General features: G+C 55.2%; 20 protein-coding genes. 13 read left to right on the top strand and 7 right to left on the bottom strand.

Annotation, left to right across the window (positions count from 1 at the left end):
* Positions 1-10 precede the first annotated feature (10 nt).
* On the bottom strand, positions 11-1,576 hold the full coding sequence (locus HHI26_RS23735; protein ID WP_171149810.1) for a methyl-accepting chemotaxis protein: 1,566 nt from the start codon (positions 1,574-1,576) through the stop codon (positions 11-13).
* Positions 1,577-1,830: 254 nt separating this feature from the next.
* Between HHI26_RS23735 and yedD the strand changes: the two genes are divergently transcribed.
* On the top strand, positions 1,831-2,316 hold the full coding sequence (yedD, locus tag HHI26_RS23740) for a lipoprotein YedD (protein ID WP_133841714.1): 486 nt from the start codon (positions 1,831-1,833) through the stop codon (positions 2,314-2,316).
* Between the two features lie 35 nt (positions 2,317-2,351).
* Here the strand turns inward: yedD and amyA are convergent, their stop codons facing one another.
* The 4 genes from amyA to fliD form a co-directional block, all read right to left on the bottom strand.
* Positions 2,352-3,830: an alpha-amylase gene (gene amyA / locus HHI26_RS23745; protein WP_133841715.1), complete on the bottom strand. Its 1,479-nt coding sequence runs from the start codon at positions 3,828-3,830 to the stop codon at positions 2,352-2,354.
* A gap of 139 nt (positions 3,831-3,969) precedes the next feature.
* Entirely contained in the window at positions 3,970-4,335 is a 366-nt protein-coding gene (fliT, locus tag HHI26_RS23750; protein WP_133841717.1) for a flagella biosynthesis regulatory protein FliT, read from the bottom strand.
* A 13-nt stretch (positions 4,336-4,348) separates the two neighbouring features.
* Entirely contained in the window at positions 4,349-4,747 is a 399-nt protein-coding gene (gene fliS / locus HHI26_RS23755; protein WP_133841718.1) for a flagellar export chaperone FliS, read from the bottom strand.
* A 9-nt stretch (positions 4,748-4,756) separates the two neighbouring features.
* Positions 4,757-6,163 (bottom strand): flagellar filament capping protein FliD, encoded by a 1,407-nt coding sequence (gene fliD / locus HHI26_RS23760; RefSeq protein WP_171149811.1) that lies wholly within the window; start codon positions 6,161-6,163, stop codon positions 4,757-4,759.
* 279 nt (positions 6,164-6,442) lie between these two features.
* Here fliD and HHI26_RS23765 point away from each other — a divergent pair, with 279 nt between their 5' ends.
* The 7 genes from HHI26_RS23765 to HHI26_RS23795 all read left to right on the top strand — a co-directional run bounded on the left by HHI26_RS23765 (position 6,443) and on the right by HHI26_RS23795 (position 13,802).
* Positions 6,443-7,741, top strand: a complete 1,299-nt coding sequence (locus HHI26_RS23765) for a FliC/FljB family flagellin (protein WP_133841720.1) — start codon at positions 6,443-6,445, stop codon at positions 7,739-7,741.
* A 72-nt stretch (positions 7,742-7,813) separates the two neighbouring features.
* Positions 7,814-8,782, top strand: coding sequence for an HNH endonuclease signature motif containing protein (locus HHI26_RS23770; protein ID WP_159336459.1), 969 nt, complete (start codon positions 7,814-7,816; stop codon positions 8,780-8,782).
* A gap of 167 nt (positions 8,783-8,949) precedes the next feature.
* Entirely contained in the window at positions 8,950-9,672 is a 723-nt protein-coding gene (locus tag HHI26_RS23775; protein ID WP_062742546.1) for an RNA polymerase sigma factor FliA, read from the top strand.
* A 43-nt stretch (positions 9,673-9,715) separates the two neighbouring features.
* Positions 9,716-10,219: a flagella biosynthesis regulatory protein FliZ gene (gene fliZ / locus HHI26_RS23780; protein WP_062742545.1), complete on the top strand. Its 504-nt coding sequence runs from the start codon at positions 9,716-9,718 to the stop codon at positions 10,217-10,219.
* An 84-nt stretch (positions 10,220-10,303) separates the two neighbouring features.
* Entirely contained in the window at positions 10,304-11,284 is a 981-nt protein-coding gene (locus HHI26_RS23785; protein ID WP_171149812.1) for a D-cysteine desulfhydrase, read from the top strand.
* 186 nt (positions 11,285-11,470) lie between these two features.
* Positions 11,471-12,565 (top strand): acyltransferase family protein, encoded by a 1,095-nt coding sequence (locus HHI26_RS23790; protein WP_171149818.1) that lies wholly within the window; start codon positions 11,471-11,473, stop codon positions 12,563-12,565.
* Between the two features lie 163 nt (positions 12,566-12,728).
* Complete coding sequence (locus tag HHI26_RS23795) at positions 12,729-13,802, top strand: acyltransferase family protein (RefSeq protein WP_171149813.1); 1,074 nt, start codon at positions 12,729-12,731, stop codon at positions 13,800-13,802.
* A gap of 679 nt (positions 13,803-14,481) precedes the next feature.
* Here the strand turns inward: HHI26_RS23795 and putA are convergent.
* A complete protein-coding gene (putA, locus tag HHI26_RS23800) occupies positions 14,482-18,429 on the bottom strand; it encodes a trifunctional transcriptional regulator/proline dehydrogenase/L-glutamate gamma-semialdehyde dehydrogenase (RefSeq protein ID WP_171149814.1) in 3,948 nt (1,315 codons plus the stop codon).
* Between the two features lie 441 nt (positions 18,430-18,870).
* Between putA and putP the strand changes: the two genes are divergently transcribed.
* From putP to phoH, 5 genes are all read left to right on the top strand, one after another.
* Positions 18,871-20,355 (top strand): sodium/proline symporter PutP, encoded by a 1,485-nt coding sequence (gene putP, locus HHI26_RS23805; protein ID WP_133841725.1) that lies wholly within the window; start codon positions 18,871-18,873, stop codon positions 20,353-20,355.
* Between the two features lie 283 nt (positions 20,356-20,638).
* On the top strand, positions 20,639-21,472 hold the full coding sequence (efeU, locus tag HHI26_RS23810; protein WP_133841726.1) for an iron uptake transporter permease EfeU: 834 nt from the start codon (positions 20,639-20,641) through the stop codon (positions 21,470-21,472).
* Positions 21,473-21,528: 56 nt separating this feature from the next.
* A complete protein-coding gene (efeO, locus tag HHI26_RS23815; protein WP_171149815.1) occupies positions 21,529-22,656 on the top strand; it encodes an iron uptake system protein EfeO in 1,128 nt (375 codons plus the stop codon).
* Between the two features lie 6 nt (positions 22,657-22,662).
* Positions 22,663-23,946: an iron uptake transporter deferrochelatase/peroxidase subunit gene (gene efeB / locus HHI26_RS23820; RefSeq protein ID WP_133841728.1), complete on the top strand. Its 1,284-nt coding sequence runs from the start codon at positions 22,663-22,665 to the stop codon at positions 23,944-23,946.
* A gap of 548 nt (positions 23,947-24,494) precedes the next feature.
* Positions 24,495-25,283 (top strand): phosphate starvation-inducible protein PhoH, encoded by a 789-nt coding sequence (gene phoH / locus HHI26_RS23825; protein ID WP_133841729.1) that lies wholly within the window; start codon positions 24,495-24,497, stop codon positions 25,281-25,283.
* 73 nt (positions 25,284-25,356) lie between these two features.
* Here the strand turns inward: phoH and HHI26_RS23830 are convergent, their stop codons facing one another.
* A complete protein-coding gene (locus HHI26_RS23830; protein WP_133841730.1) occupies positions 25,357-26,097 on the bottom strand; it encodes an NADPH-dependent oxidoreductase in 741 nt (246 codons plus the stop codon).
* Between the last annotated feature and the right edge of the window lie 378 nt (positions 26,098-26,475).

A 26,475-nucleotide genomic window follows, 5' to 3' on the forward strand; every position in this document is an offset into this window, starting at 1 on the left:
GCTCCTGATATTACAGCGAAGGGGAACGGGGGCGGTCACCGCGAAAACGGAAGAAGGCCATTTTTTCAACCAGCAACCCGGCATGCTGATTTACCGTCTGGCTGGCACTACTCGCCTGCTGGACCAGTGCGGCATTTTGTTGGGTGGCGCTGTCCATCTGGATCACCGCCAGGTTGACCTGCTCAATGCCGCTGGATTGCTGACGGCTGGCCACGGCGATTTCACCGACGATAGCCACCACTCGCGCCACGCCACCGTTGATCTCCTGCAGCATCTCGCCAGAGCGCATCACCAGCGAGCTGCCGGTATCGACTTTACTGACGCTGGCCTGGATCAGGGTTTTAATCTGCTGGGCTGCCTGCGCCGAACGCTGGGCCAGCTGACGAACTTCTGACGCCACCACCGCAAAGCCACGGCCCATTTCGCCCGCACGCGCGGCTTCCACTGCCGCATTCAGGGCCAGCAGGTTGGTCTGGAAAGCAATCTCATCGATCACCCGGTTAATATCGCCAATCTGCTTGCTGGAACTTTCGATTTCCCGCATCGCACCGACGGCATCCTCCAGCACCTTGCTGCCGCGCAGCGCCTGTTCACGCACCGTCATCGCCAGTTCGTTCGCCTGTGCGGCGTTATCCGCGTTGTGTTTTACGGTGGCGGTCATCTGTTCCATGCTGGCGGCCGTTTGCTCCAGCGAGCTGGCCTGGGCATGGGTGCGACCGGAGAGATCCTGATTGCCTTCTGCCATCTGGTGGGCGGCATCATTCAATGCCACGGCGCTGTCGCCCACTTCACGCACGATGCCGGAGAGGCGATGGTCCATACTGGCCAGCGCACGCATCAGTTCGCCCAGTTCATCAGGGGCGAAACGTTCGATATGGTGATCGAGCTTGCCGTTGGCGATCGCTTCAGCCAGCCGACGGGCTTTACCCACCGAATGGCTGATGGAGCGCACCAGCATTATCCCCGCCACCAGTGCCAGCAGCAGGCCAACCGTCAGAATGCCGATCAGGCTGTTACGTGCCAGCTGGTAAGATTGCGCACTCTGCTGGTAGTTATGTTCTGCATGTTCGCGCATCAGGCGATCAAGCTGGTCAATGCCCTGTTGCAGTGCGAGGCTGCCGGTGCGCAGGCGGGTTTCGATGATCACCAACGCCGCAGAAGGATTGCCGGTTTTCAGCAGCGCACCCGCGTCTTTCAACGCTTGCTGCCACTGAGTGAGGTCTGCGACAAATTGTTTACTGAGGTTTTCGGTTCCGGGGATCTGTGCCAGGCTCTGGTACTGTCCGCGAACCTGTTCAATCTGGCTGGCATACTGTTGGATAATGGCAAGACGTTTATCCACTTCTCCGGCGTCGGTCCAGTAACGCAGCGCTTCAAACAGCGTGGCGGATTGCAGCTGGGCCAGGCGATAAAGGCGGGAAGAACTTTGTAACGGGAGCAATTCGGTTTGGTAGGTGGCGGCGGCGCGCTGGTCAGCAGCACGAAGCCCGATAATTCCCCATACTGCGGCGATAATCAGCAGTATGCACAGCAGGCCCACGATCCCGATTAAGCGGGCGCGAATGGTTAATCGCATAGCAGTTGTTTCCCCTGAATTGACAATTCAATAGTCCGGGAGGGTGGTTGTTCTCTGTGCGGCGGGTTCCCTCATTAAACTGCTATCGGCAGCACATAAGGCAAACTTTAACGATTTGCTTAATTATGCTGCAAAGTAACTATCAGAAAAGACATGAAAAATCAGAAAGCACAGCGGCAGGGCGCGCCGGGCTTGCGGCGGGGCAGGGAAAAATTATAACGTATCGCCTAATTGAGAAAATCAGGATGAGAAAAATGAAAAAGTGGATTGTTGCCGCCGCAGCGGTGGTGACCTTAAGTGGTTGTGCGCAGTTAACCGATTACGCCAGTGCGGTGAAAACGCCGCCACCGGCCGCGCTGGTAGGAAACTGGCAAACCTTCGGCCCGCAGAAAGGCCTGATTAGTAAGGAGGCTAAAGCCAGCCTGATAATCACCGCCGAAGGCGATACGCTGGACTGCCGTCAGTGGCAGCGCGTGATTGCCAAGCCGGGTAAAGTGACGCATTTTGACGGCGAGTGGGTGAATGTAAACAACGAGGTGCGCGTGATGCCGCTGGAGCTGGAAGGCACCGAGCTGCACTACGATAAACTGACGCTGCAGAAAGTGTCGCAACCCACCGTGGAGTGCCAGAAGGCGCTGGCCGATCAGGCGAAACCCCAGGAAACGAAGGGTGAACAGCCTGCCAGCGCCGCCACAGAGCAGCCCAAAAAACACAATAAGATGATCTACACCGAGAAGTAATCAGGTTGTCGTGGCCGTCGTGGCCACGATCTTCCTTAGTTCAGCACCCAGACGCTGACGCTGCCCGCCGGACAACGAAACACCGCGTTGCCCTGTTCGTCGCTCCCGACCTCTTCACTGATGTGCCCCAGCAGATCGTGCCAGCGCTTCCCGGCGTAGTTCTCCCCTAAATCCAGCGTTTTCTCACCGGCTTCACCGTTTGACATGATCACCACGCAGCCTGGCATCTCTTCCGTCCCACTGCGTGCAAAGGCAATGCAGTTAGGGTGATCAAACCACTCACGTTGTTCTCCGTGGGCGTACTGCTGGCGGGCACGTACCAGGGTTTCCAGCTCGGCGATGACCGGGATCTCAATGTCATACTGTTCGCCGTCACCGCCTTCATCTTGATAGCGCGCGCCGAACAGGTCCGGGTAGAACAGCACCGGCACGCCGTTTTCACGCAGCAGGATCAGCGCGTAGGCCAGCGGTTTGAACCAGGGTTCCACCGGGGCTTCCAGCGCTTGTAGCGGCTGTGTGTCATGGTTAGCCACAAGGGTGACCGCATGCCAGGGATCGGCAGCCACCAGGGTACCGGTGAAGATCTGGCTGAGGTCGTACCCCGCACCCTGTTTGGACGCATTGTGGAAGTTCATTTGCAGCGGGGCGTCAAACAGCAGGCTTTTGCCATCGACCTGGTGGATGTACTGTTGCAGCTTATCCACTTCGTGCGACCAGTATTCCGCCACAATAAACAGGGGTTCGGGTGCCACTTCCTGTACGTGTTCAATCCACTCTTTATAGAACCAGGCGGGAATATGCTTCACCGCATCCAGACGAAAACCGCGGCAATGCACTTCATCCATGACCCAGCGCGCCCAGTATTTCAGCTCTTCGGTCACCGCGTGGTTACGGAAATCGATATTGGCACCCATCAGATAGTCAAAATTGCCCAGCTCGTCATCCACCTGGTCGTTCCAGCCCTCCCCGGTGTAGTCGTTAACGATTTTGAATACGCCGTTTTCATCGGGATTTTCGATATGGTCGACGCCGCTGAAGCATTTGTAGTCCCAGACGAACTGCGAGTACTGCCCGGCACGCACCGGGAAGGTAAAGCGCGTCCAGGCTTCTGCGGTGAGCACTTCCGGGTCGATCTCATCGCGGTTGTCCGGATTAACGCGGTTGACCTGCACCTGTTCTTTTTCGTCGGCGCCCATTTTATGGTTGAGCACCACGTCGAGGATCACCCCCACGCCGTGCGATTTTAACGCTTCAACGGCGGCCAGCAGCTGCTCTTTGTCACCGTATTTAGTGGCACGCGAGCCTTTCTGGTCAAATTCACCGAGGTCAAACAGATCGTAGCTGTCGTAGCCAACCGAATAGCCGCCGGATTCTCCTTTATAAACCGGGGGCAGCCAGACGTCAGTAATGCCCGCCTCTGCCAGCCACTGCGCACGTTCTGCCGCTTCTGGCCAGAGTTTGCCGCCTGTGGGGTAATACCAGTGAAAAAACTGCAACAGTGTGGGATTGCGCATGTAGTGGGTCCATTTTCGCCAGACGGGAAAATGAAGTATGAGCGAGGCGGCAGAAAAAGTGCGGGCCAGAAGGGAATTATTTATTCCACTCTGGCCCACAGGAGAATGTGTGAGGGGTCATGCGAATTAACTGTCTGGTTTATCCGTTGGCTCCCGAGGGAAACAACACCACGCCGGATACTTTGGTATAGGCACTGTTGACTGATTTTTGACGCCCCGCCTGCTGGATCAGGCCAGAAATTTCATCCTGCCGAGCTTTCAGCAATTTTTTCAGTTCCGCCTCATTATCAAGGATGTGGCGCAGTATCGGACGCAACTGTTCCTGAGTATGTGTGGGAACCGGCTCGTTCTGGGTCACTTTCGCCAGTTTTTCCACGGCGCTGAGGTAATTAACTTCCATATCAATCAGTTCGTCCCACTGTCCTTCGCAAGCCAGACGCAGCATGGACTGACTGTGAGTCAAAATTTCCTGATAAATCGCGAGCAGATGTGGGGCAATGTTCATTGTCTACAGAGTCCTAAACCAGAGCGGTTGTGCCAGAAACCTCTTTCCAGGCATCGGCGATATTGCGCAACAGCGCTTCGACTTCTTCGATCCCATCAGGGTCGTTATCAATGTTAGCGCGCAGCAGACGATGCACCATATAACGATACAGCGAGGCCAGATTGCGCGTTAACTCGTCTTCACTGGTCTCATCCAGACCCAATTTCAGACCGTTTTCGATAATGTTAATAGCCTTGGAGAGCGACTCTCCTTTCTTGACCGTATTGCCATCCTGCAAAAACAGGCGTGCGCGAACCAGGGCACTGAGTGCCCCATCAAACAGTAAAGTGATCAGCTGATCATTGCTGGCACTCATCACTGCACTTTCCACGCCGACTTTTGCATAGGCTTGAGTACCGCTTGCGCTATACATTATGGCTCCTTACTTGGTAGTACTACTGGTTGATGTTTCAAACTGCGTCGTCAGATAGCTGCTGGTGTTATTCAGCTTACTGATCATCACGTCCAGCGCGGTAAACTGGGTTTTCAGGCGAGCGATAGTGGAATCGATGCGGTCGCTCACCTTGTTGTACTGGTCGGTCAGGCTGTTCAGGGTCTTACTGACACCGTCTTTTGCGGCCTGAATAACGCCGGTGGAGGATAACCAGCTGGTCAGGTTAGTGGCCAGCTTAGTGGTGATCCCGGTGGTTTTACCGTCACCCATAAACATCGCTTTAATGCCGTCAGGATCTTTCGCCAGTGCGGCATCCAGTGCAGTCTGATCGGTTTTCAACTGACCGGTGGTTGGGTCAGTGGTGATGCCAATCTGCGACAGACTCTTAAAGGTTGAGGTGCTGGCGGTGTTGGTCAGCATATTTTTCATCTGTGACTGAATGGAACGCAGGGTGCTGTCACCGAGCAGCGCGCCGTTGCTGCTGTCCTGGGAATCAGTATTGCTCTCCACAGCCGTGTATTTGGTCATCGCATTTAACGAATCTTGCAGGGTGTTATAGGCGGTGGCCCAGTCGGCAATAGTCTTAGATGCGCTGCTGGTATCTTTGGTAATGGTCAGCGTCTGGGTGCCGGTGGTTTCGGCGGTCAGATTCAGCGTGATCCCTTCCAGTGCATCACTGATGGTGTTGCTGCTGTTTTCAATATCAACGTTGTTCACTTTCAGCAGGGCATTCTGTGCGGTCACACTTTGAGTGACATTACCGCTACCGCTGCCGTCATAGGTCAGCAGACTCTGCATCGCGCTGTCGCCAGTCACGCTGATAGTGGCCGCATTATCTTCACCGGTCTCATTTGATGAGAGGGACAGACGATAGCTGCCGTCACCGGTTTTAATAATGCTGGCGGTCATACCGGTATCGGCTTTATTGATCGCATCACGAATACCGGTCAGTGAGGAGTCCGCTGCGCTGACGCTCACTTCTACCGCTTTGTCACTGCCGGCCAGTTTAATCGAAATCTTACTGTCGGCGGTGGCCAGTGCGGTGCTGTTACTGGTCTGCACGGCGGTGGTCAGGGTCTGCGCTGTTGCCAGCTGGGAAACCGCGATGGTGTATTTACCCGCCACGGCGCCGGTGCTGGTGGTCGCACTGAATGCCGTTGAGCTGCTGACGGTTTTCGTCGCGCTAAACAAGTCAGCGCTGTTCAATTTGGTATTCGCTGTCTGGAAGGTTTCCAGTGCGCTCTTCATGGTGCTGTAGGCACTAAGTTTGGCAGTGTAAGCCGTCTGCTGCGTAGAGATAGGTGTTAAGGCTGCCTTCTCTGCCGTCTGCATACTGTCAAGAATAGTACTTAAATCGAGGCCGGAGCCGATACCTAAGGTAGAGATACTAGCCATGATGTTTCCTTTATTTAATCAGGACGGAGTATGAATACCGAGGTTATCGGCGATTGATGCATAAAGTTTACGATTATTTGCGCAACAGCAATAAAACGAATAGCGGTAATAAAGAGGGGTATTTCGGCCAGTAGGGCAAAACGAAAAAAAATGGGGGAGAGGGTAAAAAAATTCTAAAGGTTATTGGGGGACAGACGATAACAACTTTGACGGCGATGAAGCCGGGGGGCAAACAAGCCCAACCACTTAACCCGAAATGATTTAACAGGAAACTTTATCATGGCACAAGTAATCAATACCAACAGCCTCTCGCTGATCACTCAGAACAACATCAACAAGAACCAGTCTGCTCTGTCTACTTCTATTGAGCGCCTGTCTTCTGGCCTGCGTATCAACAGCGCGAAAGACGATGCTGCTGGTCAGGCAATTGCCAACCGCTTCACCTCTAACATTAAAGGTCTGACTCAGGCTGCTCGTAACGCCAACGACGGCATCTCACTGGCGCAGACCACTGAAGGCGCACTGTCAGAAATCAACAACAACTTACAGCGTGTTCGTGAACTGACTGTACAGGCACAGAACGGAACTAACTCTGATTCAGACCTGACTTCAATCCAGGACGAAATCACTTCCCGTCTGTCTGAAATTGACCGTGTATCGGGTCAGACTCAGTTCAACGGCGTGAACGTGCTGTCCAGCAACAACTCCCTGAAAATTCAGGTTGGCGCTAACGATGGCCAGACTATCTCCATCGACCTGCAGAAAATTGACTCTTCTACTCTGGGCCTGGGCGGCTACTCAGTAGGCGGCAACGCAGTGAAAACCGGTGCTTCACTGACTGAAATCGGCGACGGCACTGCAGCTCCACAGACTGTTGACCTGACTGCTGCTGCAACTTCACTGAGCACCGCGACTGGCAAAACCATCAGCGCTGACAGCCTGACTTTGCACAACCTGCAGGACAGCACTGGTGCAGCAACCGCTAACTACGTTGTTAAATCTGGTAGCGACTACTATGCCGCTTCTGTAGATGCGACCACGGGTGACGTGACACTGAACACCGTAGACGTAACTTACGATGATGACGACAAAGGTGTTGCTGCTGCAACTCAGACGGGTTCACTGATCAAAGTGGGTACCACTGCAGCTGGCGTGAACACGGCTTACACTGTTGTTGACGGTAAAAACTACGAAGCCACTGGCGGCCTGGCAAACAGCGGTACTGCAACTGCAACTTCAGTGACTGCAACTGTAGAACTGAGCGGCGCTGCTGCAACAGCTACCTTCGCTGGCGCAGCTTCTGCTGACCCACTGGCGCTGCTGGACAAAGCGATTGCACAGGTTGATACCTTCCGTTCAAGCCTGGGTGCGGTACAGAACCGTCTGGATTCAGCGGTAACTAACCTGAACAACACCACCACCAACCTGTCTTCAGCACAGTCCCGTATCCAGGATGCTGACTACGCGGTTGAAGTGTCTAACCTGTCTAAAGCTCAGATCGTTCAGCAGGCAGGTAACTCAGTGTTGGCTAAAGCTAACCAGGTTCCACAGCAGGTTCTGTCTCTGCTGCAGGGCTAATCGGCGACTTAACGCCACGTTGAACCCTTTAAAACCCCGCTTTTGCGGGGTTTTTTTTCTCTGGAGTGTGCTATGCGCTTCAATTATGACTTGTTACCTGGGGAACTGCTGCCGTTTGAGGAGATAAACGACCGCTACAGCAGAAAGTACCCCGACGATAAATCGTTGACGACCAGAGGGTTGCTGAGCCCGTCAACCTCCAGCAAAAACTGGACTATTCGCGCCATCTTTGCCAGCAAAGACAGCCATATTCCGCTGGAAGATCTGCTGTTTATTACCAACGATAACGAACGTAAAAACTACCTGCAGCGCTTCGAGCATTATTTGCAGCGCCAGGAGAGTTTTCTCTATTTCCGTCGCCCGCTGGAACCCACACCGTGGAATACCTGGAAGGTGATGGGGGAGAGCAAAGTGCTGGCGATGCTGGATCCGGCATCGATCATGGCGCAAAGCCTGTTACAGCAGCGGGGTTACACCCTGACGCTGTTACGCAGCGATGAAGATGACGAATACTGGCAGCTGTATGACCGCCAGTCGCAGCCATGCTTTGAGTATTCGCGTCAGCTGCAGTTTATCGTGGTGCTGACCTCACCGCTGTTGCCGCCGCCAGCCGGTGTCATCCAGGGTACGCAGGTCGGGCGACGCGTGAAAGCCCGGCTGTGGCATCGGGCCAGCCATCATGAGTTCAGCCATGCGGTACGCGAGCGCTATGGTGCCTGTGTCATCACCGGTACGCTGCTCACCGACGAACATGCCTGGCCGTGGGTGGAGGCCTGCCACATCGATATACGTGAGAACGAACAGGGCTTCCTGCTGGATAACAGCGCAGATAACGGCCTGTTCCTGCGTAGCGATCTGCAACGTCTGTTTACCAGCCGCAGAATGACTATCGACCCGTTAAACGGCACGGTGCATTTTCGCCGCACGTTACAGGAAGATCAGACCCTGTTGCCGTTTTATCAGGAGCTGGAGGGAAAAGTGTGTGCGCTGTGGCAGCAGGTGCCGGAGAACACGCGGCAGCGTTTGCTGCGCAAAGTTTGACCCGTTCTATGCTGAGGGATCCCCGCGTCGAAAAATCGCGTCACGGGGATCGTTCAGGTCCACAAAAATGAAATAACCCGCCTTTTTAACCGCTATTCCCCCAATCAATCTGCCCTACAGAAACAGATAATCGTGCCGATAACTTAATTACAGCAGGGTAGGTCAGAGTGAACGATCTATATACCGCCGATGGCGTGATGGACAAACATTCTCTGTGGCAGCGATACATACCGCTGGTTCGCCATGAAGCGTTGCGCTTGCAGGTACGTCTGCCCGCCAGCGTTGAACTGGATGACCTGTTACAAGCGGGAGGCATCGGGCTACTGAATGCCGTAGAGCGTTACGACGCGCTACAAGGCACTGCGTTCACGACATACGCCGTACAGCGTATCCGTGGGGCGATGCTCGATGAACTTCGCAGCCGCGACTGGGCACCACGCAGCGTGCGCCGCAATGCGCGCGAAGTAGCGGGGGCCATGCATCAGGTGGAGCAGGCGTTGGGGCGCTCAGCCACCGAGCAGGAAGTGGCTTCGCAGTTGGATGTCTCGCTGGAGGAGTACCGGCAGATCCTGCTGGATACCAATAATAGCCAGTTGTTCTCCTACGATGAGTATCGTGAAGAGCACGGTGACAGCGCAGAGCTGGTGACGGACGGCCATGAAGAAGCCAATCCGCTGCACCAGTTAATGGAAGGCAGTCTGCGCGAGCGTGTCATTGAAGCAATTGAGGCTTTGCCCGATCGCGAAAAAATGGTGCTGACATTGTATTACCAGGAAGAGCTGAATTTGAAAGAGATTGGCGCAGTGCTTGAGGTGGGCGAGTCCCGTGTCAGCCAACTGCACAGTCAGGCGATAAAACGCCTGCGCGCCCGGTTAACGGGAGCGCGCTGACGAAGTCAGTTTTGCACTCTCAACACCAACCGGGGAATCTCGAATGGGATCCAAAACTAAAATGAGGCCGTTGAGCCGTTATTTGAAAGACTACAAACACAGCCAGAGCAACTGCTCACATTGCGGAAAAGTATTAGACCGCATGGCACTGGTTTTTCGTGGTCAGATCATTAACAAAGAGGCCATCGCCCGGATGGATCAGCTGATCGACGATCAGGTCTGGTTAAAATTACAGAATGAGCTTACGGCGTTGTGCCGTTTTTGTAGCGACATTTATTGCAACACACATCCGACTTACTTTGACATCATGGCGTTCAAACAGTACCTGTTCGAGCAGACTGAAATGAGCCACAGTACCATTCGCGAATATGTTGTTCGCCTGCGTCGTCTTGACGATATGCTCTCAGCACGAGGCTTCCCGGCAGAGCGCCTGAGTGGCCCAAGCTGGCATGAATGCCTCGAAAATGATTTACCGGATGCGGGAAATAACAATTACCGCATTGCATTGCGTAAGTATGATCAGTTCCTCGGCTGGCAACGTAATTAATGGCACCGATGATAAGAAGATGACCATCAGGTCATCTTCTGCAACACTGTAAGGATAACCTGAACGCCTGCTATGGAGGCCGCGTTGTCCTTACACAATATTGCTAATTTTCCCCGTTTTGAACTGCTGGGTTCGCCCACGCCTTTAGAGCATCTTCCTCGTCTGTCTGATTATCTCGGCCGCGATATTTTTATCAAACGTGACGATGTCACGCCGGTGGCCCTGGGGGGTAACAAACTCAGAAAGCTGGAGTTTCTCGCCGCTGATGCGCTGCGTGCCGGGGCTGACGTTCTGCTGACAGCGGGGGCGATTCAGTCCAATCATGTACGCCAGACGGCGGCGGTCGCCGCGAAGCTGGGCCTGAAGTGTGTGGCACTGCTGGAAAATCCAATTGGCACCACCGCTGAAAACTACCTGAGCAACGGTAACCGCCTGCTGCTGGAGTTGATGAGCACCGAGATTGTGATGGTCGATGCGCTGCACGCCCCGGATGCACAGCTTGAAGAGCAGGCCACGCTGCTGGAGGCGCAGGGTTTTCGCCCTTATATCATCCCGGTGGGCGGCTCCAATGCGCTGGGTGCGCTGGGCTACGTTGACTGCGCGCAGGAAATTGCCCACCAGAGTGAAGGCGTGGTCGACTTTGCTGCGGTGGTGGTGGCTTCGGGCAGTGCGGGTACACATGCCGGGCTGGCAGTGGGCCTGGAACATCTGCTGCCGGAGACGGAGCTGGTGGGGGTCACCGTTTCACGTAAGGTGGCCGATCAATTACCCAAGGTCGAGAAAATCCGTCAGGAACTGGCCCGGTCGCTGGAGATGGTGAGTACAGCCCCCATCACGTTATGGGATGACTACTTTGCTCCGCGCTACGGCGAGCCGAATGAAGAGGGCATGGAAGCGGTTAAACTGCTGGCACGACTGGAAGGGATCTTCCTCGATCCGGTGTATACCGGCAAGGCGATGGCGGGCCTGATCGACGGGATTACCCGGCAGCGTTTTCGTCGTGAAGGGCCGATTGTGTTTATTCACACCGGGGGTTCACCCGCGCTGTTTGCCTATCACCCCTAAACTTTAATAAGGTTATTCTTAAAGTAAAATGTTACCTGCCTGAAATCAGAGCATATTGCGGATGAGGGCAGGAAAAACATTAAGGATTTGAAAGCATTCGGAACGCTTTCAGACGATCCTCATAGTGATCCGTAGAGTATCAAGGGATACTTTCGGGATATTATGATGAGATTGGGTTTTATTATTATGTCTGTCGCTGGCAAGCAAGAAGTCCTGTGGATTAATACCCTCAAGGGCGGGTGCATATTACTGGTGGTCCTGCATCACACCATTATTACCACCTTCATTCCCTCTTTGCAGTATCTCACGGCCGGAATGATACCGGCTGACATGTGGGTTGTGTTTAATAAATACCTCTCGCCGCTGCGTATGCCGGCCTTCTTTTTCGTCTCAGGTCTGCTGGCAGCCAGTGCCATCAGTAAAAAGAGCTGGAGCGAGGTATTTACTAAGAAATTCACCAATATTCTCTACCTCTATATTCTCTGGGGTGTGATTCAGTGGGCAAGTATCTACAATATTTCCGCCAATTTGATTGGACAGAAACTCTCCACCGCCGTCAATGCCGCTTATGCCAGTTCGCCGCTGGAGTTCGTTAAGCTGCTAACGCTGTCGATGACCAGCCTGTGGTATTTGTATGCGCTGGCGGGCTATTTTATCGCGGCGAAATTGTTCCATCGTCAAAAAGTTGCGCTGCTGGTGGGCGCGGTGCTGCTGAACTATGCCACGCAATTTCATCTGGTGCCTGGCTGGGGCCCGAATGGCGTGGTGCAGAACTTTGTCTACTTTGTCCTGGGGGCCTTCTTCAGCCACACGCTGGTGGAGATCAGCCAGCTGTCGCGCCGTCATCTGGCTCTGTTAGGGGCGATGGTGCTGGTTGGCGTGGCGCATCATGCCGCGGGGATGATGAAAAATCCGTTTTACTGCATCGTCGCGATTGTCGCGGGTATTGTGCTGTGCCGGGCGCTGAATAACCGCTTCAATATGGGGTGGCTGAACTGGATTGGCCGCAACACGCTGCAAATCTACGTACTGCACCGCATCTTTATCGAACTGCTGGGCCTGACCATGCTGACGCTGGCGGTGAAATACGGTCTGTTCGACAACCAGGGCTTCTCACTGGCCTGGGCACTGCTGCTGCCGATTTTCGCGGTAAGCATCACCACCTGTATCTCGCTGATCGCCTGGAATCTGCTGAATCGCGGGCCGGGTAAAGCACTCTTTATGTACCCGAGGCTGCTGCGCAAACCGCAGCCTGCGGAGAAAGTCGTTAACAACGGCTAATTTTTTCATACCTGGCCGATAAACTCGGCCATCTTTATACCCGCCATGCAGATCAGTATGACGGGTATATTTTTATCGATACCCATAAAAAATATAAAAAGACCGTGACGGAGGATGCCTTTCCCTTTTATCAACATCAGATGCTCACAGCAGGAGTATTGTCATGAATATGACGACCAAAAAAGATATCGCCTGGGTTAATACCCTGAAAGGCGGCTGTATTTTACTTGTGGTGCTTTATCACGTGGTCCTTCCTGGTTATGCCGATATTGCCCCTTTACTGACCGCCGGGCAGTTACCGGCCAAACTCTGGCTGGCGTTTAATAACCAGCTTTCCCCGTTACGTATGCCGGCTTTCTTCTTCGTTTCTGGCCTGCTGGCGGCCAATGCTATTCTGAATCGTCCCTGGAAACAGGTATTCACCAGTCGTGTAACGAACCTGTTCTACCTCTATTTTCTCTGGGGCTTGATTCAGTGGCTGATGATTAATGGCGTGTCGGTCAGCATGATGGGTGAGCATCTCTCCGGTAATATTAATGCCGCCTGGGCCGACTCGCCGTGGCAGTTTCTCAAACTGATGTTGCTGGCGATGAGTTCCTCCTGGTATCTCTACGCACTGGCGCTGTTCTTCGTGTTTGCGCGGCTGTTTCGTCAACAGAAACCGCTGATCATGCTGCTGGCGGTGGGGCTGAACTATGCGGCGGTGACCGGCATCATCCCTGGCTGGGGGCCGGAAAGCCTGTCGCAATACTTTGTCTTCTTCCTGTTTGGTGCATTTTACAGCGAGATACTGATCCGTTGGAGCGAATGGCGACGCGATAACCTGCTGCCCTGGACGCTGCTGTTGCTGCTGACAATCGCGCACAGCCTGCTTGGCCTGGAACAGAGCCTGTTCCTGTGTGTGCTGGCGATCCTCGGCAGTATCGCGTTCTGCCGCGCACTGAACAGGATGTTTTCGATGCACTGGCTCAACTGGGTGGGGAAGAACACATTGCAGATCTACGTGCTGCACCGCATCTTTATTGAGTTCTTTGGTCTGTCAGCGATCCTGTATGCCGTGGGTCACCAGCTGTTTGCCAGCCAGGCATTTTCGCTGCTGTGGGCCGTGGGTTTCCCGCCGCTGATGGTGTTGCTGTGCGTAGGGTGTTCGGTCGGCGTGTGGACGCTGCTGAATCGCGGCTGGGGCCAGTCGCTGTTTATCTACCCGAAGCTACTGCGGATGAAGTTTGAGGGGTGAGAAGAGAGGGGAGACCTCTGAGGATCCCCACAAAACAAGACCTGCATTATTTGCAGCCACCTTCTTTTCTGGTCGGCCAGTGACGCGGGCCTGCACGATGGCCAGGTTCAGGTCAACGTCAACGTCAAGGGCGTTTCGCTTTCCCGCTGCGCGGGCTGAGCGACCCAGGGCGGCCAGTCGCCGCCGCCCTGGGGACCCGGGCTTTGCGGCAGGCGCTGCGTCCACTGCGTGGATGCCTTCGCAAGCGTCGTTCACCAACGCACTGGTCGTGACGGCACATCCCTGTGCCGGCTCTCCCTCTCACCGCCGTCCTGGCGGTTCGTCCTGGTTCACTGTGCTTCCTCAGCGCTGCTGAATGCCGCCTCAACGTCAAAATCCAGGTCAAAACCCAGATCCAAAATCCTGATTCAAATCAATCAGCAGAGGCTGTCACAAGTTGGGGGGGGGGTAATACCCACAGCGAGCAGACGTTCTGCGGGGATGGGGCCAGTTTGAGGTAAGCCGGACGTCACGCGGCAGGGACGCCGCGTGCCGAGGCCCGCAGGGATGCGGATTTTGCCGCTCCGGCGTGCTCAAACTGGCCCCGGGCCTGACGCCAGACGGGAAGCCATTCATTTTTGTGGGTATACCTCAGGGGGCGGCCATTTTTTCCGGTCGCCCCGTGTCATGAGATGAGGCGTTAACCGATGGTCATCAGGCTGGCATTCCCCCCGGCCGCTGCCGTATTCACACTCAGCGAACGCTCCAGCAGCAGGCGCTCCAGCAGCAGATTGGTTTCCCCACGGGCAAAGCCCTGTACGGTAATAATCGCACCGTCGCGGGCTGCCACGGCCTGGCACAGGTCACGTAACTGGTCGGCATCACCGTGGTAAATCACCGCATCAATGGTTTTGCTCTCCAGTGGCTGTGCTGCGAAATCAATGCGCTGCTGTACCGCGGATGGCAGCTGCTGCCACAGGCTACGATGGAGGTCATCTTCCGTCCACAGCGCACGGCTGCCCACGGCTGTCACGGCCGCCAGTTGCACCAGCGCATCTTGCTCGTTGTCTGCCAGACACAGCACCTGCTCACGCGGCAGTAACGCAAAGGTATTGCGTTCACCCGTAGGTCCTGGCAGCAGGCGGATCGTTCCGCCCTGGCCCAGCTCGGCAAAGCGTGCGCAGCAGGCCGCCAGAGGGGGGCGGTCGGCTGCCCATTCACTCAGTGCGTCATGTGCCGCAAGCAGTGCCGGACGCAGTGCGGCATCCACCGGGCGCTCTTTGTCCTGGCGATTGAGGGTGACGGACAGCGCATCATCCGGGCGCGAGGAGAGCAGACGATAAAGGTAGAGCGGACCACCGGCTTTCGGCCCGGTGCCGGACAGGCCCTCGCCACCAAAGGGTTGCACACCCACCACCGCACCGACCATATTACGGTTAACGTAGAGGTTGCCCACATGCGCCTTCTGCACCACCTGATGGATCGTCTCATCGATGCGCGTATGTACACCCAGCGTCAGCCCGTAACCCGAGGCATTGATCTGCTCAATCACCTGCGGCAGGGTGCTGCGCGCATAACGCACCACGTGCAGTACCGGACCGAAGATCTCGCGGGTCAGGTCTTCTACCTTGTTTAATTCAATCAGCGTAGGCATCACGAAGGTGCCGGTCTGCCACTCGCGGCGGCCCGGTGCCTGCGGTTGTGCCGCCTGGAACACGGTAAAGCCTTTGCTGCGCATCGCCTCAATATGTTGCTCAATGCCCGCTTTGGCATCGGCATCAATCACCGGACCAATGTCGGTGGAGAAACGTTCCGGGTTGCCCATACGGCATTCAGCCATCGCGCCCCGGAGCATGGTTAACGTATGTTCTGCTACATCGTCCTGCACGCACAGCAGGCGCAGGGCGGAGCAACGCTGTCCTGCGCTGTCGAAGGCAGAAGCGACGATATCGGTCACCACCTGCTCGGTCAGGGCTGAGGAGTCGACGATCATCGCATTCATTCCACCGGTTTCCGCCACCAGCGGCGTCGGGCGGCCCTGCGGATCCAGACGACCGGCCAGATTACGCTGAAGCAGGGTGGCAACGGCGGTTGAGCCGGTAAACATCACGCCGCGTACGCGGTCGTCCTGCACCAGCTGCGCCCCCACGGTCTCACCGCTGCCGGGCAGCAGTTGTAATGCACCCGGTGGTACGCCAGCTTCATGCAGAATGGCAACGGCCTGAGCTGCAATCAGAGGCGTCTGCTCTGCCGGTTTGGCCAGCACGCTGTTACCGGCGGCCAGTGCGGCGGCAATCTGGCCGCTGAAGATCGCCAGCGGGAAGTTCCACGGGCTGATGCAGACCACCGGGCCAAGCGGGCGGTGGGTTTCATTATCGAAATCGTCGCGGACCTGACCCGCGTAATAGTGCAGGAAGTCCACGGCTTCACGGACTTCGGCAATGGCATTATTGAAGGTTTTACCCGCTTCACGCACCAGAATGCCGATCAGGCGCTGCATCTGGCCCTCCATCATGACGGCGGCGCGCTCCAGAATGGCGGCGCGTTCCTGCGGCGGGGTGGCGAACCAGATAGGCCCAACGCGGGTGGCGGCATCCAGCGCGGCGGAAACGTCTTCCGGGGTCGCACTGCGCACATAGCCCACCACATCCAGCGGTTCTGCCGGGTTGATCACCGGAATACTGTCGCCAGCGGCCAGCGGGCCATCAATCAGCGGTTGCACCTGCCAGGTCTGGCTGGCGCTGTTCAGCAGTGCGCTCGACAGTGACGCCAGACGATGTTCGTTGGCGAGGTCCAGCCCGGATGAGTTTTGACGGTGTTCGCCATACAGCTCGCGCGGTAACGGGATTTTCGGGTGGGGCAGACCGACCGCACCTTCGCTACGTGCCAGAGTTTCCACGGCAGACACCGGGTCGGCCACCAGTTCGTCCAGCGGCAGGGTGGCATCGGCAATACGGTTAACGAAGGAGGTATTCGCGCCGTTTTCCAGCAGGCGGCGCACCAGGTAGGCGAGCAGCGTTTCGTGTGTCCCGACCGGGGCATAAATGCGGCAAGGGCGGTTGAGTTTGCCATCGGCAACTTTCCCCACGACCTGCTCGTACAGCGGTTCTCCCATGCCATGCAGACACTGGAATTCATACTGGCCGGGATAGTAGTTGTTGCCTGCCAGCTGATAGATTGCCGCCAGCGTATGGGCGTTGTGGGTGGCGAACTGCGGGTAAATCAGGTTCGGCACCGCCAGCAGTTTGCGGGCACAGGCAAGGTAGGAGATATCGGTATACACCTTGCGCGTGTAGACCGGGTAGCCTTCCAGTCCGTCCGTCTGGGCGCGTTTGATTTCGCTGTCCCAGTAGGCCCCTTTTACCAGACGGATCATCAGACGGCGACGGCTGCGTTGTGCCAGGTCGGTCAGATAGTCGATCACCATCGGGCAGCGTTTCATATAGGCCTGGATCACAAAACCAATGCCGTTCCAGCCTTCCAGCTCCGGTTCAAAGCAGAGTTTTTCCAACAGGTCGAGCGACAGCTCAAGGCGGTCGGCTTCTTCAGCATCGATATTGATACCGATATCGTAGCTGCGTGCCAGCAGCGTCAGTGATTTCAGGATCGGGTATAGCTCTTCCATTACGCGTTCATATTGCGCACGGCTGTAGCGCGGGTGCAGGGCAGAAAGCTTGATGGAGATCCCCGGGCCTTCATAAATGCCACGACCGTTAGACGCTTTGCCGATGGCATGGATCGCCTGCTGATAGGAGAGCAGATAAGCCCTGGCATCCTGCGCCGTCAGCGCCGCTTCACCCAGCATATCGTAGGAGTAGCGGAAACCGGTCTCTTCCAGCTTGCGGGCATTGGCCAGCGCTTCGGCGATGGTTTCCCCGGTGACGAACTGCTCGCCCATCAGGCGCATCGCCATATCGACCCCTTTACGGATCAAGGGCTCACCGCTTTTGCCGATAATCCGGTTGAGCGAGCGTGACAGATTGGCTTCGTTATGGGTCGAGACCAGGCGGCCCGTAAACAGTAGCCCCCAGGTGGCGGCATTGACGAACATCGACGGGCTGCGCCCCAGGTGAGAATGCCAGTTACCGTTGCTGATTTTATCGCGGATGAGGGCATCACGGGTCGGTTTGTCAGGAATACGCAGTAAGGCTTCGGCCAGGCACATCAACGCCACGCCTTCCTGGGAGGAGAGTGAGAACTCCTGGAGCAGACTTTGCACCATTCCGGCGCGCCCGCCCGCCCCTTTTTGGTGCCGGAGCTTGTCCGCCAGCTGATAAGCCAGGCGATGGGTAGACTCTGCCAGAGGCTGCGGTAAACGCGCCTGCTCCAGCAGCATGGGCACCGCTTCGGTTTCCGGGCGGCGCCAGGCGGATGTGATGGCGGCACGGGCGACCGACTGCGGCAGGATCTGCTCGGCAAAATCCAGGAAGGGCTGGTGCGTTTCTTCCGACGGGCGTACATCACTCTCTACAGCGAGGGTGCTGGTGGGGAGCTCGGCCAGCGTGGTGCCTTGTTCGATCTGTTGCAGATAGTTGAAAATGGCCTGCTTGATCAGCCAGTGCGGCGTACGGTCAATCTGCAGCGCGGCCTGTTTAATCCGGTCGCGTGTTGCATCGTCCAGTTTCACACCCATGGTAGTTGTGCCCATGCCTTACAGCTCCTGAATCAGTAGATAACAAATGATAGGGTGCAATATCACTGATGTTGCAACTTTGTGCAACCTCGTTAAATGTGACCCTCTCCTCAAACTTAAAAATGGGCTTTTTGTTAACGTAAAAAAAGCGGCATGGATATTGCTGCAAGAAACTCGCCAGGTTCGTGAAGGCGCCGTTAAGCCTGGTTTTTATGGGGTTGCTGTGCGGGTGCAACCCGGTGAAGTGTGATGGAGTGCAACCTGCTGGCATTTAATAGTAACAACCTGGTGAAATGGATGTACGAGCTGTGTTAAATCGTTTGTGCCACACAGCCGTTTACGGCAGGATACCGCCCCCCGGCTGGATGCCCCCCCGTGCGCCGGTCTGCTTCGTTCCGGCAGATGACGCATATGCAGCCTCCCGCTGTGGAAACGAATAATAAGTGGAGAACTTAAATGACTGTAAGTACACCCATGATGGTGACATTTTGTGTTTATATTCTTGGCATGGTGCTGATTGGTTTCATCGCATACCGTTCAACGAAAAACTTTGATGACTATATTCTCGGTGGTCGTAGTTTAGGTGCTGTTGTGACGGCACTCTCTGCCGGTGCGTCCGATATGAGCGGCTGGCTGCTGATGGGCCTGCCGGGCGCTATCTTCCTTGCCGGGATTTCAAAAAGCTGGATCGCCATTGGCCTGACCCTGGGGGCGTATCTGAACTGGAAAATTGTCGCGGGCCGTTTGCGCGTGCAGACTGAGCATCACGGCAATGCCCTGACGTTGCCGGACTACTTCTCCAGCCGTTTTGAAGACACCAGCAAGCTATTGCGCGTGATCTCCGCCGTGGTCATCCTGATCTTCTTCACCATCTACTGCGCTTCTGGCGTGGTGGCGGGTGCGCGACTGTTCGAAAGTACCTTCGGTATGAGTTACCAGACAGCCCTGTGGGCCGGTGCCGCTGCCACTATCGTTTATACGTTCGTTGGCGGTTTCCTCGCAGTCAGCTGGACCGACACGGTGCAGGCCAGCCTGATGATTTTTGCCCTGATCCTGACGCCGGTGATGGTCATTCTTGCGGTCGGTGGTCTGGACGATGCGATGGTCGTGATCAAAGCCAAGAGCCTTGCCAATGTCGATATGCTGAAAAATCTCAACTTTGTGGCGATTATCTCCCTGCTGGGCTGGGGGCTGGGCTACTTCGGCCAGCCGCATATTCTGGCGCGTTTTATGGCGGCGGATTCTCACCGTTCTATTCGTACCGCACGTCGTATCGGGATGATCTGGATGATTCTGTGCCTGGCGGGTGCTGTCGCCGTGGGCTTCTTTGGTATCGCCTACTTCCAGAACAACCCTGCACTGGCGGGCGAGGTTTCGCAGAATAGTGAGCGTATCTTTATTGAACTGGCGCGCATCTTGTTTAACCCATGGATTGCCGGGATCCTGCTGTCCGCGATTCTGGCGGCGGTGATGTCAACGCTCAGTTGCCAGCTGCTGGTGTGCTCCAGCGCACTGACGGAAGATCTGTATAAGAACTTCCTGCGTAAAGGGGCCAGCCAGCGTGAGCTGGTGTGGGTGGGGCGCTTGATGGTGCTGCTGGTGGCGGCAATTGCTATTGCGCTGGCCGCGAATCCGGACAACCGTGTACTGGGTCTGGTGAGCTATGCCTGGGCTGGCTTCGGTGCGGCATTTGGTCCGGTGGTTCTGCTCTCTCTTGTCTGGAGACGTATGACGCGTAACGGTGCACTGGCCGGGATGATCGTCGGTGCGGCGACCGTGCTGGTATGGAAACAATACGAATGGTTTGACCTCTATGAGATTATTCCAGGCTTCCTGTTCGGCAGTATCGCGATTGTGGTCTTCAGCCTGCTGGGCAAAGGGCCATCTGCCGCTGCTGAGCAGCGTTTTGATGCCGCTGAAGCCGAATATCAGGCCGACTAAGCTCTCCTCTTCGCTGGTGCCGCCCGGTACCAGCGAATCTTCCCCCTCTGCAATTCAGCTCGCTTTCCCGTTTTATGCCCTCGCTCCTGTCTGTCCGTCGGGAACGAGCGGGAGAAAGCCCTGTCGTCATCGTTACATTTGCTTAATTTTTCCCATCTCGCAAAACACGAAAATATCGTTCCGCCATCTTGTAATTAGTCGCCCGATAATGATAATCAATATCGTTTTTATTTTACTTATCTTTACTGGTTTTGACCTAATTTCACGCTTTGAGGTGTATGGCATGTTTGTCCCGTTTCTTATTATGTTACGCGAAGGATTGGAAGCGGCGCTGATTGTCAGCCTGATCGCCAGTTACCTGAAACGCACCCAGCGCAGTCAGTGGTTTGGTGCCATGTGGATTGGGGTGTTTGTTGCTGCCGCGCTGTGCCTTGCACTCGGCTGGTTTATCAATGAAACCACGGGCGAGTTCCCGCAGAAAGAGCAGGAGCTGTTTGAAGGCCTGGTTGCCGCCGTTGCCGTGGTGATCCTCACCTGGATGGTGTTCTGGATGCGTAAAGTCTCACGTAACGTAAAGGCACAGCTGGAAGAGGCTGTTGATAGCGCGTTACAGAAGGGCAACAGCAGCGGCTGGGCGCTGATCATGATGGTGTTCCTTGCCGTGGCGCGTGAAGGGCTGGAATCCGTCTTTTTCCTGCTGGCCGCGTTCCAGCAGGATGTGGGCTATGCGCCACCGCTGGGTGCGATGCTCGGCCTTGGCACTGCGGTAGTGCTGGGTATGCTGATTTACTGGGGTGGGGTGCGCCTTAACCTGGCCAGCTTCTTTAAATGGACCAGCCTGTTCATTATTTTCGTCGCTGCCGGACTGGCCGCAGGGGCGATCCGCGCCTTTCATGAAGCCGGGTTATGGAATCACTTCCAGGACGTGGCGTTTGATTTGAGTAACACCCTGACCACCCACAGCGTTGTTGGCACCTTACTGGAGGGCCTGCTGGGCTATCAGGAAGCGCCAAGCGTCAGTGAAGTCGCGGTGTGGTTTATCTATCTGATTCCTGCGTTGCTGCTGTTTGCACTGCCTGCGCGCTCTGTATCGACCTCTGCGCGTACCACGCGCTGAATCTGTCTGGCAGGCTGATGGTCTGCCGTTAACAACACTTTGACTGGGATGACTCAATGACCACACACTTTCGCCGCCACGCACTGAATGCTGCCCTGCTGGCCGCCCTGACTTCATCCGGCGCAGCGCTGGCTGCCGATATCCCACAGGTTAACGTCAGCGTGACCGATAAACAGTGTGAACCGATGACACTGACCGTGGATGCAGGCAAAACGCAGTTCATCATTAAGAACAACAGCCAGAAAGCGCTGGAGTGGGAGATTCTGAAAGGCGTAATGGTGGTGGAAGAGCGTGAAAATATCGCGCCATCCTTCACCCAGAAGCTGACCGCGAATCTGGAAGCGGGTGAGTACGATATTACCTGCGGCCTGCTGAGCAACCCGAAAGGCAAGCTGATCGTGAAAGCGAACGGCAGTAAAGTGAACGACGGCAAGCCGGATGTACTGCAACTGGTTGGGCCGATTGCTGATTATAAGCTGTATGTCACTCAGGAAGTGGCCCAGCTGGTCACCGGCACCAAAGCCTTCACAGATGCCGTGAAAGCGGGCGATCTGGCGAAAGCGAAAGCCCTGTTTGCGCCAACCCGTCAGCACTACGAGCGTATTGAGCCGATTGCTGAGCTGTTCTCCGATCTCGATGGTCAGATTGATGCTCGTGAAGATGATTTCGAGAAGAAAGCAGAGGATCCTAACTTCACCGGCTTCCACCGTCTGGAAAAAGTGTTATTTGCCGATAACACCACCAAAGGTATGGATAAATTCGCCGACCAGCTGTACAAAGATGTGCTGGATCTGCAGACCCGTATCAGTGAACTGGCTTTCCCTCCGGGCAAAGTGGTTGGCGGTGCTGCGGGTCTGATTGAGGAAGTCGCTTCCAGCAAAATTTCGGGTGAAGAAGACCGCTACAGCCGTACTGACCTGTGGGATTTCCAGGCCAACGTTGATGGCGCGCAGAAGATCGTCAACCTGCTGCGTCCGCTGGTGCAGAAATCTGACCCTGAACTGCTGGCGAAAGTGGACGGTAACTTCAAAAAAGTCGATACCATTCTGGCGAAGTACCGTACCAAAGACGGCTATGAATCTTACGAGAAATTGACTGATGCTGATCGCACGGCACTGAAAGGTCCTATTACGGCGCTGGCCGAAGACCTTTCCCTGCTGCGTGGTACGCTCGGTCTGGATTAATCAGAAATGGCAAAACCTGTTGACGGTGTGGCGTTAGCGTCACGTCGTCGTTTACTGAAAGGAATGGGCATCCTCAGTGGTGCCCTGGTAGTGGCGGGCGGTTGTCCGGTTCATGCGGCCAGTGACGAGAAAACCTCATCACCCGGAACGCTGTCACCTGGCGCCCGCCAGGAACGTCAGCCGTTCTATGGTGCGCATCAGGCGGGGATCACCACGCCGCAGCAGGCGGCGATGATGCTGGTGGCGTTTGATGTACTGGCCACGGACAAAGCCGATCTGGTGCGTCTGTTCAGGCTGTTAACCGACCGTATTGCGTTTCTGACCACCGGCGGTAAAGCCCCGCTGGTGACCAACCCGCAGCTGCCACCGATGGACTCCGGCATTCTGGGGGAGGATATCTACCCGGATAACCTCACCATTACCGTTTCTGTTGGCACATCCCTGTTTGACGAGCGTTTTGGCCTGCAAGCGTTAAAACCGCTGAAATTACAGCGGATGACGCGCTTCCCTAACGATTCGCTTGATGCCAGCCTGTGCCACGGCGATGTGCTGCTGCAGATTTGCGCCAATACCAATGATACGGTCATCCACGCGCTGCGCGATATTATCAAGCATTCGCCGGATCTGCTGAGCGTACGCTGGCGGCGTGAAGGGTTTATCTCCGACCACGCAGCGCGCAGCAAAGGCAAAGAGACGCCGATTAATCTGCTGGGCTTCAAGGACGGTACGGCTAACCCGGACAGCACCGATAACAGTCTGATGGATAATATTCTGTGGGTCAGCAAAGCGCAGGGCGAACCGGCGTGGACGCTGGGCGGCAGCTATCAGGCGGCACGTATCATTCAGTTCCATGTGGAGTTCTGGGACCGTACGCCGTTACGTGAACAGCAAACCATCTTTGGTCGTGAAAAGCACAGCGGTGCGCCACTGGGTATGCACAAAGAGCACGATGTGCCGGATTATGCGAGCGATCCCAACGGGGATGTCATCCCGATGGACGCGCATATCCGTCTGGCGAACCCGCGTACGCCGGAAACGCAAAGCAGCCTGATGCTGCGTCGTGGTTACAGCTATTCTCTGGGTGTCTCTAACGCCGGACAGTTGGAAATGGGGCTGTTATTTGTTTGTTATCAGCACGATTTAGAAAAAGGTTTTCTGGCCGTGCAAAAACGACTTAATGGCGAAGCGCTGGAAGAATATATAAAACCGATCGGCGGGGGGTATTTCTTCGTTCTTCCCGGCGTTGCCGATGCCCAGCACTATCTGGCACAGGGATTGCTGGAGGCTTAATCTTAATTAGCGGATTAATCTTAATCCGCTAATTCTAAGCTCGTTATGCTGGGATGATTCTTAGCATCAATAAAGTCAAACTGATTAAAAATCACACAGCCCATCTTCGCCACCTCGCCATTGTTAATAAACATATAATTATAACTTCATGATTTTAAATGCATTCATCTGAATGTCATAATAACGTTAAAAAAAGTGTTGCATTTCTTCGCTAATATGAAGAATATGAAATTGCTGTTGATTTTCGCATATAGTTTTCCACTCTGGAGATAGCGAATGCAGAAGTCCTTTACCGGGCCAGTCGTCAAAAAGTCTCATATCGCGAATATTTGCGAGGAAAACATTTCCTCTTCAGCTTTCTCTTCTTTCACAACTCAACGGCTACTCAATTCCTTTAACCCTTACCGGTGCATGGCGGGCATGATTTCTGCTGTGCATTTGTTTCAACGGCCAGACAAGGCTTAAAAGGAAGCCACGACCTCTAAAGCGTTCACGTAATCGCATCGATATACCGATGCGGGAAATGAAACCAACTGTAAGGTGCCACTATGGGAAGACAGAAAGCAGTGATCAAAGCGCGTCGTGAAGCAAAACGTGTGCTTCGTAGCGATTCACGCAGTCATCGTCAGCGTGAAGAAGAATCGGTCACCTCGCTGGTGCAGATGGGTGGGCTGGATTCCATTGGTATGGCTCGCGATACCCGCGATCATTCACCGATTGAAGCCAGAAATGAAGCTCAGGCGCACTATCTCCACGCCATAGAAAACAAAAAGCTGATCTTTGCCACCGGTGAAGCCGGATGCGGTAAAACCTGGATCAGCGCTGCGAAAGCAGCCGAGGCCCTGATACATAAGGATGTCGACAGGATCATAGTGACTCGTCCGGTCCTTCAGGCAGATGAGGATTTGGGATTCCTGCCCGGAGATATCTCCGAGAAATTTGCCCCGTACTTCCGGCCAGTATATGACGTTCTGGTTAAACGTCTGGGATCGTCCTTTATGCAGTACTGCCTGCGCCCCGAAATAGGCAAAGTGGAAATTGCGCCTTTTGCCTATATGCGCGGTCGTACCTTCGAGAACGCGGTGGTTATTTTGGATGAGGCGCAGAATGTCACCGCAGCCCAAATGAAAATGTTCTTAACTCGCCTTGGAGAAAACGTCACGGTCATCGTTAACGGTGATATCACCCAGTGTGACTTGCCGGCTCATGTGAAGTCTGGCCTCAGCGACGCGATGGCGCGCTTCGAGGAAGACGAGATGATTGGCGTGGTACGTTTTGATAAAGAGGACTGTGTGCGTTCAGAGCTTTGCCAACGAGCACTGCTTGCTTACAGTTAATCAGAGATGAAAGCGGGGCGGTCTGCGATCGCCCTGTACGAATCAAAGCCCGGCAGTGCCGGGCTTTTTTTGTTTATTTATTGATGCCGAAACCCTGTTTCAGGATAGCCGGCTGAACGTTCGGGAAATAGATATTCTGATAATAGCTGGCGGTGTTGTTGCCCCAGTTATCACCATCGGTACGCCCGGTACTGTTCCAGTGTGCCACCAGAACTTCGTTGTAAGCTTTAATCACGTCTGGCAATGAGGTGCTGTCATAACGTTCTTCGTGACGGAAGCCTGCCAGCGACATGCGGGGCTTCTGCACGGCGGGTTCATCGACATAGCCCAGCACCACGCCCGCCACCGGGAAGGTCAGTTCAGGCAGATTCAGCAGCTCAATCATGGCTTCTGGTTCACGGCGGATCCCGCCAATCGGCACGACGCCCAGCCCGTGTGAACGGGCCGCCGTCATCACCGCACCCAGCGCGATACCAATATCAGTCGATCCAGAGATCAGGCTTTCCAGGCTTTCATGCGCAATCTGCGTTTTACCTTCTGCGGCAATACCCTGCTGGCTTTTGTACATATCCAGCACGAAGGTGATAAATACCGGTGCTTTTGCGATCCACGGTTGGCCACCGGCGATTTCGGCAATGCGGGCGCGGGTAGCGGCATCGCGTACAACAACCAGTGATACCTGCTGCGAGTTGACGGAGGTCGGTGCAAGCCACGCTGCTTCAACAATGTCATCAATAATGCTGTCGGCGACAGGTTTATCAAGGTAGCTACGATCGCTGCGATGGCTTTTCAGCAGTTGGGTAATATCATTCATGGGATACCTGGCTGTTATAAGAGGTGAGAATAAAGGGGGTCAAGATAATAAATGTGGAGGATATTCGAGTAGTCCGTTTGTGCGGCAGATCACATTTATTGTTTTGACGGGGTCATCCCTGATACCTCGTCCCGGGTCGGGCATGCCCGACCCCTACGTACAGGCATTATTCTTGAATAGGGCGAGACTCGTACCTTCCCTGATGTAGGGGCGAGGCATGCCTCGTCCAGGTCGGGCATGCCCGACCCCTACGTACAGGCAAAAAAAATGCCTGAACTTTCGTTCAGGCATTCTCTTAGAATATGGTGGTGAGAGAGGGGGATCACTCGCGCCATCCCTGGCGCTCGCCCTGCGGGCAGCCTGCGGCTGTGCAAAACG

The organism is Erwinia sp. JH02 (assembly GCF_013074405.1).
GTDB lineage: Bacteria > Pseudomonadota > Gammaproteobacteria > Enterobacterales > Enterobacteriaceae > Erwinia > Erwinia rhapontici.